The organism is Actinospica robiniae DSM 44927 (genome assembly GCF_000504285.1).
GTDB lineage: Bacteria > Actinomycetota > Actinomycetes > Streptomycetales > Catenulisporaceae > Actinospica > Actinospica robiniae.
Genome location: NZ_KI632511.1, coordinates 4,460,896 through 4,475,365, shown reverse-complemented (window position 1 = coordinate 4,475,365; position 14,470 = coordinate 4,460,896). Strand labels below are relative to the sequence as shown.

The following is a 14,470-nucleotide window of genomic DNA, read 5'->3' as shown; positions in this document are numbered from 1 at the left end:
CCGCGGGCGCGGTGAGCCGCTGCTCACCGCGCCCGCGCCGCTCGGTCTTATTCGCCGAAGAGGTAGAGCTCGTACAGCGACATGTACGCGCCCGGGTTCGAGCCGGTGTCGACCATCTTGAGGTAGCGGGTGGTCAGTGCCGGCTGCAGGGGGATGGTGAGTACGCCCGCGTTGCTCAGGGTCGCGGTGTTCGGGATGGTCATCGCCGTGGTGTAGGTGACCCCGTCCGTCGAGGTCTGGATCTCCAGGCCCACCGGGAGGTCGCCGGTGGCCGGCGCGTCATCCCACACGATACGGCTGATCGTGCGCACTGCGCCGAGGTCGAGGCCGTAGTACATGCCGGGGCTCTGCAGTGCGTCGCTGGACCAGCGGGTGCTCTCGTCGCGGTCGTAGCCCTGCCCGGCCGCGGCGTTGTTCGGGCTGGCGAAGCCGGTCCAGCCGGTGGTCGGCAACAGGCCGGAGCCGGAGCCCGCGGTGAACGCGGCGCCGAGGCCGGCGGCGATGCCGGCCGCCAGTGCGGTCCGCGGTGGCAGGGGCATGGTGCCGGCCCACAGCAGCTGGTCGATGACGACGCGGCCGGACCCGACCGCCCGCTCCCACAGGACACTCGCCGGGACGAACCCGTCGGCGCTTTCCGCAGCGATCTGATACTTGTTCTGTTCGGTGCCCTTGGTGAACGCCGTCCAGTCGACGCCGCGGCTCTCGGCCGCGGAGGTGCCGCCGCGGCCGGCGACGGTGGCGGTCACCAGCGGGTCGGACGAGCCGACCCAGTCGAGGTCGGCGTTGCTCAGCCCGTCGGTGATCGTGGATTCGCCGGTGGTGACGGCGCCGAGCTGGTGTGCGGCGTCGAGCGCGGTGAGCGTGAGGCCGGACGGCAACGTGGCGCTGAGAGTGCCGAGCGCGCTGGACGTCAGGCCATTGACCCAGAGGGTGCCGCCCGCGGAAATCCACGCGCCGACTGCCGATGAGGCGGCGGCCACGGCGTTCACGCTCGCGCTGTCCGACGCGTCGAGGAGGAGGATGCCGATGCCGTCCAGGCCGCTCGCGTCCACGGTCGTGACGGCGCTCATGTCGACGGCGGCCGCGGCCAGCGTCGTCGAGACCGGGGAGCCGGCCGGGCTGAGCACGCCGACCCGCGCGCCTGCGGTCCCGCCGGTGCCGGTGCCGGCGGCCAGGTAGTCGACGAGGTTGCGCAGCAGCAGGGCGGCGATCGGTTCGTCCGCCAGCGCGGAGATCACCGGGAACTGGCAGAGCACTGTCGTGCCGGTCCCGTAGGACGCCTCGGCGAGGGCCGAACCGGCGAGCCCCGGGCCGACGTCGGCGAGGGAGACGAACGCCCCGTAGCGCGGCTTGACCAACGCGTTCTGCGTCACCTGCTCGTTCGGCGTGTTCCACCAGCGCAGGTCGTCGGCGCCGATGTCGGCGAGCACCGGGTGGTGCGGTGCGACGACGTGCGCGATGGTCTGCTGCGAGCCGGAGACGATCACCGGCCACGGCAGCAGCTGCGGCACCGCCTGCTGCGCGAAGCTCAGGACCCGGCCACCGCCCTGAATGAACGCCACCAGTGCTGCCTGCTCCTCGGCGTTGGCCTCCGGGTTCGCCCCTTCGCCGAGCACGAGCAACTGGCCGCCGGTCGGCAGGGCGGTCAGATCCGCGATCGTGGTGACGGAGACGCCGAGGGCGGTGAGCGCGTCGGCGGTCGCGGTCGAGCCGCTCGGCTCAAGCACTGCCGCAGACAGCTTCGCCTTGTTGGTGCGTGCTCCGACGGACTTCGGATACACGGTGAGCGGGGCTTCGTACTCATACGTGGTCGCTCCCTTGCCCGAGAGCTTCACCGTCAGGCTGCCCGCGGTCGTCCGGGAGACGGTGGGCACGGGCACGTTCACGGTGACGACGGTGTGGCCGTCGGCCGGCGGGCTCACGTGCTGCGAGCCGGAGGCGCCTCGTCCGCCGTGCAGTTTGAGCGTCCACGTCAGTGTCAGCTGCTGCTGCGTGCCGATCTCGTTGTAGACCGCGTAGTCGCGCGTGAACGTGCTGCCGCCGAAGGCGTGCGCGCGGTAGTCGGTGGCGATGGCCGCGGTTTGGGGCATGGTGCGCGCGACCGCGTCGTGGATGGGATTCGGCTTCCACCGCGGCAGATCGCGCTCGAAGCCGGGGTTGAGCGTGGCGGCGTACCGGCCGACCTGCGGGAACTTGGGCCCGGTGGGCTCACGGAGCGGCAGCCACTCCTTGGCCGGGTTGAAGGGCAGCGGGCGCATGCCGTACCAGACGGTGTTCCACGGCGAGATGCCGGTGGCGCCGGCGTAGCGGAAGCCTTCGATCTGGGCGCCGACGATCAGCGCGTGCGCCGACCACAGCCCGTCGAGATCCGCGTAGACGGCCGGGCCGCCGACCGCGCTGACCTGAGCCGGGGTCGCGTAGTACATGGAGCTGAACTCGCTGATCAGCATCGGCTTGTTCCGGTCCCAGAAGTTCGAGCGGGACTGCCCCGGGGCGAGTATGTACGCTGATTCCGGGATCGCCGTGCCGCTGGTGGTGATCTCCAGCGGGTAGTGGGTGCTCTCCAGGTCTCCGGCGGACTCCGGGTCGCCGTCGCCCTCGAAGTAGATCGGGCGGCTGGTGTCCAACGCGCTGACGGCCGGCTTGAGCGCGGCCACCTTCGCCGCCCAGCTCTGGCCGAACGCGGCGAGCATCTCGTTCTCCGCCGACCAGGCGAACACCGAGGGGTGGTTGCGGTCGCGGATCACCCGCGCGGCGAGATGGTCGGCGCAGTTGGCCCAGAAGTCGTCGGCGCCGAGCGCGTAGTTGCCGGACGAGCCGTAGATCCCCGATTCGGCGACGATCAGCAGGCCCATCTCGTCGGCCACGTCGTAGAACACCGGCGGATACGGCATGGCGTGCAGCCGCAGGTAGTTCACGCCCAGCGCCTTGACCAGGGTGAACCAGGCGGTCGCGTAGGCGCGCGAGTTCTCGATCGAGCCCATGTAGTGCCAGGCGTCGCCGTGCAGCATGACGGGTTCGCCGTTGAGCAGCACGTCGGTGCCCTCGACGGTGATCTCACGGAAGCCGAAACGGACGCTGGAGCTGTCGGTCACCGGCTTGCCCGTCGCGGGCCGAAGGCTCGCGGTGAGCTGATACAGGTGCGGATCGTCGAGGCTCCACAGACGCGGCTTCGACCAGGGCTTGGTGAAGGTGACCGTGGCCGTGCCCCCGGCTGGAACCGTGGCCTGCGTGGCCGCACTCAGGATGCCGGCGCCGTTGTCGGTGACCTCGTGCTCGACTCGCACCGTGGCCGCGGTGTCGCCGTCGTTGGCCAGAGTGGTGGTGACGGAGATCGTCTTGTCCGACACGGAGGTGGTGACGAAGGTGTCGCTCACGTACGTGGCGGAGCGGGCGAGGACCCACACGTCCTGCCAGATGCCCCAACACGTCTGGCCCCACCACGAGCCGTTCGGGTAGTGCCAGCCGTCGGACTGCTTCGCGGCCACGTTGCCGGAGCGCACCAGCACATGCAGAGTGTTCGCCGCGCCCCAGGACACCTGGTCGGTCACATCCGCCTCGAACGGCAGTAGTCCGCCGCTGTGTTTGGTGATCTGCGTGCCGTTCCAGAAGACGGTGGCCTCGAAGTTCACCGCCTCGAAGCGCAGCACGATCCGGCTGCCGCGCTGCTCGGTCGGAACGGTGACGCTGCGCCGGTACCAGGCCACGTCGACGCCGTCCCACGCCGCGGGCGTGTCGAAGAGGTCGTAGGCGCCCCAGGAAGTGTCGAAGTTCCCTGCGGTCATGTTCCACTCGGCCGGGACCTGGATGGAGGACCAGGCGCCGGAGGCCGGCGGAGCGCTCGGCGTGCCGGTCGTGGGCATGAAGTCCCAAGTCCCGTCGAGGGAGGCGAGCACGGTGCCGCCGGCCGGACGAGGGCGACCGCCGGCCGCGTGCGCGACGTCGGGTAGCGCGGTCGCGGCGAACGCGGCGGCGCCGGTGGTCAGGATTCTACGACGGGTGAAGGCGCGTGCTTGATCGGTCACGGCTACTCCTGTGCAGTTTCGAGATCAAAGGGTGGGTGACGCGAGGGGGTCCGCCGGCCGGCCGACTCGGGGTCGTCGGAGCCGAGGGATCGCTGCGGCCCTGGGGTGATGGGTCATCAGTCGGCGATTCCGCCGAGTCTGAGCAGAACTCGGTGCGTCCGCCTGGTTTCGGAACCAGTTCTGCTGTCGAAGTCAGTCATCGGATGTTCATGGTCCTGATTGCAGTATGACAACCTTGTCAAGGGTATGAGCGGGCGGTTTAGTCCGATCTCACCCGGAACGCACAGGCGTGCGCGCGCATGATCAGGGCTTTGTCTTGGGCGTCAACAGAATTCGATTTTGGCTGGATCGAGCAGAACCCGGGCATTAGGGTTGAGCCGTGCGCCACCCGGCCCGGCCCGGGCGGCTCCCGCGCCGCCACGAGCGCCGCCGCCCGGTCCCGCCGAGGGGGCTTCGGCCGGGGGCTTCGTCCGCTCTGGCTGCGGTAAGGGTCTCTCGGCCATGACGACACAATAGGTCGGGTCTTTACAAGCTGCCGGAAGATGACGTATAAACCAATCGGCTCGGCATGACGGGCGCATGACGTGCATGGGATCGGCCGGTCGTGGTGGCGGCGGCCGTGACCCGGGACGACGGCGCTTCCCTGATTCATCGGGCCAATGCTCGCCCAGATTAGCCGGACCGCCGGCTTAGCCCGTGCAGCCCAAGGCTGTGCCCGCACGCGCTGTGGAGGCCCTCGTGCCAGGAAATCCCGCACCCCCGTTCCAGAAGTCCCCGCGCCTTCGCACCCGATCCCGCTCTCTGCTCGCGGCATCGGTCACCACTCTGCTGGCGTCCGCCAGCCTCGTCTCGCTGGGCGTAGCGCCGAGCGCGGAGGCCGCCACGAGCTCCGCGAGCACGGCGTGGCACGACGGGCTCTTCGCCCTCAACCCGGACGGCGTGGCCAGCCGCTCGGACATCGTGCTGGGGCAGCCGAACATCAACCCGACCGCCTCCATCCCGCTGGGCAACGGCACGCTCGGCGTCGCGGCCTGGGCCGCGAACGGATTCACCGCGCAGCTCAACCGGTCCGACACCATGCCGGACCGCAAGTCCCCGGGCCAGCTCGAGATCCCCGGCCTGTCGGTGATCTCGCACGCCTCGGACTTCAGCGGCAAGCTGGACCTGACCGACGGCGTGCTCGAGGAGTCCGGCGGCGGCATGACGATGAAGGCGTGGGTCTCCTCCGTCAAGGACGAACTCATCGTCGACGTCACCGGCGCGAACCCGAACGTCGCCCAGACCGCGTCGATCAACCTGTGGTCCGGCCGCAACCCGACCGCCGCCGTCTCCGGCAACGTCGGCACGCTCTCCGAGACCTGGGTGGACAACTCCGAGGACGGCTCCGGCGGCCAGACCTTCGGCTCACTGGCCGCGATCACCGCGGGCGCGCGCGACCTGAGCGTCTCGGTGGCCAGCCCGGTCAAGGTGCAGGCCAGCTTCAAGCCCAAGGCCGACGGCTCGTTCCGGGTCGTGGTCGCCGCGCCGAGCTGGACCGGCGGTAACGCCGCCTCGACCGCCCAGAAGCTGCTCGGCCTCGACGCGGCTCTGCCCGAGCCGGTGCTGACGGCCGTTCAGAAGCTGTGGTGGGGCGCCTACTGGGCGAAGTCCGGCTCGGTCGAGCTGAACTCCGCCGACGGCAGCGCCGCCTACATCGAGAATCTGCGCACGCTCTACCTCTACGACGAGGCGGCCTCGGAGAAGGCGGGCACCTACCCGGGCAACCAGGCCGGCGACGCCGACATGTTCGACTGGAGCCAGGACAAGCAGACCTGGACCCCGTCGGAGTACTGGCTGTGGAACATGCGCGCCGAGATATCGGCGAACATGAGCGCCGGCGAGTACCAGCTGAACCAGCCGATCTTCGACATGTACATCAATGACCTCTCGTCGATCGAGGCGTGGACCACGAAGCAGATGGGCGGCCTCCCGGGCGCCTGTGTGCCCGAGGTGATGCGCTTCAACGGCAACGGCGGCTCGACCGCCGCGGGCGCCAACTCCGCGTGCAGCGAGCCCGGCTCGCCCAACTGGAACGCGCTCGACATCACCAGCGGCTCCGAGCTGTCCCTCTACATGTGGGAGCAGTACCAGGCGACCGGCGACCTCGCGTTCCTCAAGCGGGCGTTCCCGTTCATGGAGGCCACCGTCCAGTTCCTGGTGGCCTACCAGCAGGTCGGCACCGACGGTCTGCTGCACGGCGTCGCCAACGCGCACGAGACCCAGTGGGCCGTGCAGGACCCGACCACCGACATCGCCGCCGAGCAGGCCATGCTCCCGATCATCGCGCAGGCCGCGAAGCTCGTCGGCGACACCTCGGCCGAGGACCCGCTGCTGGCCCGGTTCGCCCAGGCGGACAACGAGATCCCGCCGTACCCGCGGACCGACGACGCGACCCGTAAGCAGCTGCTCGACCCGGATTACACCGCGGCCGAGGCACAGGCCGCGGACGCGACCGGGAACGACATGATCGCGATCTCCTACCAGCCGGCCGCCTCTCGGCAGAACGGCGAGAACATCGAGCTCGAGCCGCTGTGGCCCTGGAACGACGTGAGCGACCAGGACACGAACATGTTCGCGCTCGAGCAGCGCAGCTACACGCACCGGCCGAACGTCGGCGGCAACGACTGGTCGCTCGACTCCATCGACGCGGCCCGGCTCGAGCAGCCGAGCCAGGTGGAGAGCGACCTCGTCTCGCTGACCACCTCGCACCAGGTCTACCCGAACGGCTTCTCCGACATCGGCAGCAGCGTCGGATACCAGCCGTACATGGAGCAGACGGCCACCGTCGCGGCCGGCGTCGACGAGGCCCTGGCCCAGGACTACGACGGCATCATCCGGTTCGCGCCGGCCGTGCCGAGCGACTGGGACGCCAGCGGCACCGTCTACGTGCAGCACAATGACAAGGTCGACGTGCAGGTCGAGAACGGCCAGCTGGTCACCGCGGCCATCCAGGCCGGCTCGAGCGGCTCGCTCCAGGTGGAGAACCCGTGGCCGGGCCAGCAGGTCGAGGTCGTCAGCGGCACCGGGACGCACCGGATCGTGGTGAAGCCCACGACCGCCGCCGTCATCACGGTGCCGGCCGTCATCGGCCAGTCCTACCTGGTCGAGCAGCCGTCCGCGCCGACCACCAGCCTGCCGTTCGCCACCGTGACCGGCACCGCCCCGACCGCGGACAAGCACCTCGGCAAGGTCCAGATCGGCCTCGACGCGGCCGGTCCGGCCACCACCGCCACGGTCGGCACCGTCCTCGGCAGCAAGAACGTCAGCGACGGCGTCACCCAGGTCGACTACGCGGGCTCGACCGCCGCGCAGACGACGGCCTCGGACGTGGACGGGCTCAGCGCGCGCAGCACGGTGAACGCCGCCGGCGCCGCGAGTTCGGGCACTGAGAACGACATGTACTTCGGCATCGACCCCTCCGTCGCCGCGACCAGCAGCTACGGCGCGACCTTCACCGTGTCCTACTACGACGCGGGCACGGCAAGCGTGGCGCTGCAATACGACAACGGCGTCGCAGACCCCGACCACACGGCCGGGACGATCCAGCTGACTGGAACCGACACCTGGAAGACGGCGACGTTCTCCGTCACCGGCGCCTACTTCGGCGGCCTGGAGAACGCGGGTGCCGACTTCCGGCTGGACTCCGACGGACCGATCACCGCGCACAGCGTCGCGGTGTCCGTCACCGGCCCGGCCGTGCCCGCCGGGGCGCAGTTCCCGCCGGTGCCGGTGATCACCTCGCCGAAGAGCGGCGCGACGGCCAAGCTCGCCTCGTCGATCTCCGGCACCGCCGAACCGGACGGGCTGGTGACCGTGTCCAGCGGCTCGGCCACCCTGTGCACCGGCACTGCTTCGGACGCCGGGGCCTGGAGCTGCGCGCCGGCCAACGGTCTCACCGCCGGCAAGGTGACGGTCTCCGCGACCGCCACCGACCCCACGGGCCTGGTCAGCGCCAACTCGGGTGCGGTCAGCTTCTACGCCTCGGACCTGCCGCCCGGCAACGCGGTGGTGGCCTCGGTCGTCGGCGCGACGAACGTGGCCTACGGCATGAGCGAGGACGAGACGCCGTCCGGCGGCTTCGACGGACCGACCACGGCCTCTGACATCGGCGGCCTGTCCGCCCGTACCAGCACCGACAGCAACATCTACTTCAACATCGACGATTCGATCGCACACGCCGGGGACTACACCGCGAAGTTCACGGTCTCCTACTACGACCAGGGAACCGGCTCGTTCCAGGTCCAGTTCGACAACGGCTCGAGCGACCCGTATTCGGCGGCGAGTCCGAGCATTCCGCTCACCAACACCAACACCTGGAAGACCGCCACGGTCACCGCGAACGACGCGTACTTCGGCGGCCTGCAGCACTCCGCTGCCGACTTCCGGCTGCGCAACGGCAGCGGGCAGGTGACGGTCCACAGCGTGGTGGTGGACATCAGCGGCGACGGCGTCGCGAACGTCACGGACTTCCCGCCGGCGGTGTCCATCACCGGTCCGGCGGCGGGAGACACCGTCACGTCCACGCCGACCGTCACCGGGACGAGCGAGCCGGACGCGACGGTCACCGTCACCGGTGCCGGTTCGACGCTGTGCACCACGACGGCGTCCGACAGCGGAACGTGGTCGTGCTCGGCATCGACCGCTCTCGTTGACGGCCCGCTCACGCTGACCGCCATCGCGACCGATCTCACCTCGAGCCCGGTGACCTCAGCGCCGGTTCAAGTCACCGTCGCGTCCTGACGGCGGCTTAGCAAGGCAGTAATGCCGGTTAGGGCTCGTACGGGCCCTAAGGCAGGTCTTCGACCGTGAGGGGCCTGGAACGCGTCTGAGACGCGTTCCAGGCCCCTCACACCGGCCTGTCCGCCCGGCCCCGCCCGGTGGGTGCCGGGCGGATACGACCGCGAGCCCTGGTGGCGGGCGTATCCGCCCGGCACCATACGGGTCTAGACCATGGATTGACGCGGCCGGGAGCGCGGCTGAGAATGGCCGCCGAGCCGAGGATGAGGGTTCGGTGAGAGGTAGGACCTATACCGGCGGAGTGATCGTCTTCGCCAAGGTTTCGATGCGGACCTACCTATTGACTCGCGTGATTCATCGGACCTATCGTGGTCCCACTTCGCTCAGGCAATGTGCCCGGGCTTCGATGACCAACGGAGGTCTCGATGCGCATACGTCGGCAGGCCGCTCTCTTCGCAGCGTGTGTGTCCGCTGCGGCCCTGGTTGCCGGAGGCTGTTCCTCCAAGGCTCCCGGAACCTCCAGCGCGAGTTCGACCAGCGGCAGCGGTCCGATCAAGATCGGTGTCTCCCTGACGTACAACAACACGGCCTTCTGGGCCGCGTACATCCAGTACGAGCAGCAGTACGCCAGCCAGGACGGGGTGCAGCTGCTCGGCCCCGACCTCGCCCAGGCCGACGCCTCGCTGCAGAACCAGCAGATCGAGACGCTGGTGAACCAGGGCGCTAAGGCGATCATCGTGAACCCGGAGACCGCCACCAGCCTCGGCCCGGCGATCGCCTACGCGGCCGCGCACAACGTGCAGCTGGTGTCGGTGGACACGATCGTGGGCACCGGCCACGTCTACATGGTGGTGCGTGCCTCGAACACGCTCTACGGCCAGGACGCCTGCGCCTACATATCCTCGAAGGTCAAGTCAGGGTACGTGCTCGACCTCGAAGGCGACCTGACCTCTTCCAACGGCGGCGACCGCAGCAACGCGTTCAACGACTGCATGACCAAGAACGACCCGGGCGTCAAGCTGCTGAAGGACCCGACCGCGTGGACCGAGTCCACCGCCGTCACCGACGCGCAGAACGCCCTGAACGCGTACGGCAGCCAGCTGAAGGCGATCTACTCGCAGTGGTCGAGCCCCGACACCGGCATCCTGCCGCTGCTCAAGGCCAAGGGCTACGGCAAGGTCGGCGACGCCAACCACGTCATCATGGTCAGCGATGACGGTGTCGCCTTCGAGATGTGCGACATCCAGCAGGGCACGCTCGACGCCTCGCAGTCGCAGCCGGCGGACCTGTACGCGAAGTACGCGCTGCAGTACGCGATCGACGCCGCGAAGGGTGTGAAGCTCTCCGCCGGTCAGCCTGGTGGCGGCGCGCCGACCCTGGAGAACGTCACCTACAACGGCGACACGAACCTGGCCGACCCGATCGTGGCCCCGTTCGTCACCAACGACGCGCTGAACCTGAACCTCGCCACCCCGGAGGCGGGCCTGCCGGCGTCGTTCACCACGACCGCGGTGTCGGACCAGACCCTGTGGGGCAACGTCTACGGCGCGGCTCACGGCGGCGTCTGCGCGGCGTCCTGAGGCGTCCGGAACTCCTGGCAACAACGACGGACAGGTAGTTGGCTGTGAACTCTGAGGCAACAACGCTGAGTCCGGCCGCGGTGGCGGCGCGCGGGATCCACAAGAGCTACGGCTCGACCCGCGCGCTGCGCGGGGTGGATCTCACGCTCGCCCCGGGCCGGTGTCTGGGCCTGGTCGGGCGCAACGGCGCCGGCAAGTCCACCATGATCTCCATCCTCTCCGGCCTGCAGCGGCCGGACGAGGGGGAGGTCACCTTCGACGGCGAGGCCGCGCCCCCGGCGGGCGCGGTGCACGCCTGGCGCAAGCGCATCGCGACCGTGCACCAGCACTCGATGATCGTGCCCGAGCTGACCGTGGCCGAGAACGTCTTTCTGGGGCGTTTGCCGCGCAGCGGCACCCGGGTGGACTGGGCGGCGGTCAAGTCCCAGGCCCGCGAGGTGCTCGGCGAGTGGGGGAGCGGGGTCAATCCCGGCGACCTGTGCCGGGACCTGTCCGTGGAACAGCGCCAGATCGTGGAACTGGCCCGGGCCGTGGCCCTGGGCACCAAGGTGCTGCTGCTCGACGAGCCGACCGCGGCGCTCGAGCGCGACGCGGTGCTGCGGCTGTTCACCCGGGTCCGCCAGCTGGTGGACTCCGGCGTGGCAGTGCTCTACATCTCGCACCACCTCGAAGAGGTCTTCGACATCTGCGATGACGTCGCCGTGCTGCGGGACGGCGAGCTCGTGCTCGCCGCCCCCACCGCGGAACTGACCGGAGACGGCCTCGTCAACGCGATGGTGCACGGCTCGGTGTGGGGCGCGGCGGGCCCGGAGGCCGAGCTCCAGACCTCCCCGGGATCGGTGGAGGACATGCCGATCCACGCGGCGACGCGCAAGGCGTCGGGCGGTGCGATCCTCGAACTGCGCGGTCTGGCGAGCAAGTCGCCGTACGGAGATCTCAACGGCGTCTCGCTCTCGATCGCGCCGGGTGAGAGCGTCGGCGTGGTCGGGCTGATCAGCTCCGGCGTGGTCGGCCTCGGCCGGATCACGGCGGGTGTGGACGTCGCCGAGTCGGGCGAACTCGTCCTCGACGGATCGCCGCTGCCGGCCGGTGACCGGGCCGCCGCGCTCGAGGCCGGCGTCGGCTACATCCCCGAGGACCGGCGCGCGGCGGGATTCGTCGGCGGCCTGTCGATAGCCGAGAACATGACCATGTCGGTCACCGACCGCCTTTCCGCCCGGCTGACCGGTCTTCTCGCGCCCCGCACGGTCTCGACGGCCGCGCAGCCGTGGGCGGATGCGCTCGCGGTGGTGGCTTCCTCGCTCGGTCAGCATGTCTCCGACCTGTCCGGCGGGAACCAGCAGAAGGTCACGGTCGCCCGTGCCCTGGCCCGTGATCCCAAGCTCATCGTGGCGATCACCCCGACGCGGGGTGTGGATGTGGCCTCGAAGGAGTTGCTGCTGCGGGCTTTGCGCCGGGCGGCGGACGCCGGGGCCGGGCTGTTGCTGGCCACCGACGAATTGGACGACCTCGCGTACTGCGACCGCGTTTTGGTGATGGTGCGCGGGCGGATCGTCCTCGAAGTGCCCGGCGGGCGGCTCGACCGCACCGCGATGATCGCCGCGATCGAGGGCGTGGGCGCCGGATCGGGCGCGCAGGGCGGTACGCACCGGCGAGCCCGGGGCGCAGCAGAAGGCAGTGGAGCCGAAGACGGGGTGCGCAGGAGTCCCAGTGCGCACGCCACCAGTGAAGCAGGAGATTCCCAGTGACCCAGACCCAAGAACCTGCGGCCCCGGCGGCGAGGCTTCGACCGTCCCTCCGGGGTGATCGCGGCCCGGTGGCCCTTGGTTTCGTGCGTGAGGCGGCGTTGCTGCCGGTGCTCGTTGTGATCCTGGTGGTCGGGGCGGTGATCAGTCCGGTGTTCCTGACCGCGGACAACCTGATCTCCGGGGTGGGCCAGCAGGTTTCCGCGCTCGGGATCACCGTGGTCGGCGAGAGCCTGATCCTGTTGATCGGCGGGATGGACCTGTCCCTGGAGTCCACCTACGGCCTGGCCCCGATGATCGCGGCGTGGTTGATCGTGCCCAAGGCGGCGTTCGGTTCCGGGCTGATGCTCAACCCGGTGATCGGGATCCTGATCGTGTTCGCGATCGGTGCGGCGGTGGGCCTGGTCAACGGCCTGCTGATCGTCAAGGCGCGGTTGAACGGGTTCATCGTGACGCTCGGGATGACGGTGCTGCTCGCCGGTCTGCAGAACGGTAGTGTCCAGGGTCAGTCCCCGTATCAGCTGCCCTCGGCGTTCAGTTACATCGGGGCGGAGTTCATGGGCAAGGTCCCGGTCTCCCTGGTGGTCGCGGCGATCGTGTTCATCGCGGCGGGTCTGTTCCTGCGGTATCACCGTACCGGCCGGGCGATCTACGCGATCGGCGGGAACGCGGAGGCGGCGCGTGCCGCGGGGATCCGGGTGGACCGCATCAAGATCGGCGTGTATGTCGCCGGGTCGGTGCTCGCGGCGCTCGGTGGTCTGATCGAGGCCGGCCGGGTCTCCTCGGTCACCGGGGACCAGGGCTACCAGGAAGGGATCATCTTCACGGTCTTCGCCGCGGCGGTGATCGGCGGGGTCTCGCTCCAGGGCGGCAAGGGCACGATGCTCGGGGCTGCGAGCGGCGTGATCCTGCTGGGGCTGGTCCAGAACATCATCAACCTCTCCAACGCCCCGAACTACTGGCAGCTGGCCATCAACGGCGGCGTCATCCTCTTCGCCCTCGTCCTCGCCCGCGTCGTCGGCGGAGAATCCTCAGCCGAAAAAGCCTAGGCGGTTCCGAGTATGACGAGAGCGGCGGCGAACCCTGAGGTCCGCCGCCGCTCTCGTCATACAGGTCGTGTGCGCCGGCTTCTTCCGCTCACCGATCGAGCGCCGGATCTCCCAGGCTGGCGCTCAGCCACTGCTCCACGGCGGCGACGTGCACGGTCGACGTCGCCACGGCCAGCTCCACGTCGCGGGCGGCCAACGCGTCGAGGATGGCGCGGTGTTCGGCGTAGACGGACTCGATCGCCCGGCCCACCCGGTCGCCGCGCAGGATCCGCACCCGCTGGGTCGGGGTGGAGAGCACCTGGGCCAGCACGGACAGCACGGGATTGCCGACCAGCGCCAGGATCTGGCGGTGGAACTCGGCGTCGAGCTCGACGAACGCCTGGGTGCCGTGGGCCCGCTCGCTCCGGTCCAGGATGTCGCGCAGCTGCTCGACCTGGTCGTCGGTGATGACGCGGGCGGCGAGCCCGACGGCCTGCGGTTCGAGCAGCCTGCGGGTCTGCAGGAGCTGGAGCGCGGTCATGCCGTGTGAGACGTCGGAGGCGAAGGCCAGGGTCTCCATCAGCAGTCCGGGCTCGAGGCTGGAGACGTAGGTGCCGTCGCCCTGCCGGACGACGAGGATCTTCATGGCCGTCAGCGCCCGCACGGCTTCGCGCAGCGAGTTGCGCGACAGGCCGAGTTCGGCGGCGAGGTCGTCCTCCTTCGGCAGCCGGGTGCCGGGCCGGAAGCGCCCCTCCACGATCATGGCTTTGATTTGGGCGATGGCGTCATCCGTCACTGACATGGATGCTCTCCACTCTTAAGTCGCGAGGGCTGGGTGAGCTGGGGCGACGGATCGGCTCCGGGAGGGCGCGCATCGCACCCCCGCGCGCTCGACACGGCCTCTTGGACCGCCGCACGCGGTCAACGAGGCCGATGATACATGGGATGAATGGCTCCAGTCGCGTATCTGCGGACCTTTGTCGGAACCCCAGAGCGGTGAATCCCTCAAATGCCCAGCCGCTCGGCATGAGATCGGACCTATGCGCGGGATGACTCGTGCTTGTTCGCTCATCGCGGCCGCTGATCCCCATTGACATTCCAAATTCATCGGACCTATTGTAATGTTCACGCCGCACAGCCGACACGCTCCGTGGCGGTGGCGTGTCCGTGGCCTGCGTAGTCCGGGGCCGTGGGTGCGTGAGACTAAGGGTCGACCGGCGCCGTGGATCGGATGTCTGGCAGCTCGATGCGGACCCTTCGGCCGGAAAACGGGAAAGAGGAATCACGATGAGACGGCCACGCCGCCTGCACGGGTC

Annotated in this window: 6 protein-coding genes; 4 read left to right on the top strand and 2 right to left on the bottom strand. The window is 69.6% G+C overall.

Annotated elements, in window-relative coordinates:
* Positions 1–47: 47 nt before the first annotated feature.
* Positions 48–4,025, bottom strand: coding sequence for a glycoside hydrolase family 2 protein (locus ACTRO_RS18920; RefSeq protein ID WP_034264786.1), 3,978 nt, complete (start codon positions 4,023–4,025; stop codon positions 48–50).
* Between the two features lie 738 nt (positions 4,026–4,763).
* Here ACTRO_RS18920 and ACTRO_RS43545 point away from each other — a divergent pair.
* From ACTRO_RS43545 to ACTRO_RS18900, 4 genes are all read left to right on the top strand, one after another.
* Entirely contained in the window at positions 4,764–8,804 is a 4,041-nt protein-coding gene (locus tag ACTRO_RS43545; protein WP_157436329.1) for an Ig-like domain-containing protein, read from the top strand.
* A gap of 422 nt (positions 8,805–9,226) precedes the next feature.
* A complete protein-coding gene (locus ACTRO_RS18910) occupies positions 9,227–10,381 on the top strand; it encodes a sugar ABC transporter substrate-binding protein (RefSeq protein WP_051451050.1) in 1,155 nt (384 codons plus the stop codon).
* 44 nt (positions 10,382–10,425) lie between these two features.
* Positions 10,426–12,129 (top strand): sugar ABC transporter ATP-binding protein, encoded by a 1,704-nt coding sequence (locus ACTRO_RS18905; RefSeq protein WP_169739924.1) that lies wholly within the window; start codon positions 10,426–10,428, stop codon positions 12,127–12,129.
* Positions 12,126–13,175, top strand: a complete 1,050-nt coding sequence (locus ACTRO_RS18900) for an ABC transporter permease (RefSeq protein ID WP_034264783.1) — start codon at positions 12,126–12,128, stop codon at positions 13,173–13,175. The genes ACTRO_RS18905 and ACTRO_RS18900 overlap by 4 nt, the downstream gene beginning before the upstream one ends.
* Before the next feature lie 88 nt (positions 13,176–13,263).
* On the opposite strand, the gene ACTRO_RS18895 is transcribed toward ACTRO_RS18900, so the two are convergent.
* A complete protein-coding gene (locus tag ACTRO_RS18895) occupies positions 13,264–13,956 on the bottom strand; it encodes a FadR/GntR family transcriptional regulator (RefSeq protein WP_034264780.1) in 693 nt (230 codons plus the stop codon).
* Between the last annotated feature and the right edge of the window lie 514 nt (positions 13,957–14,470).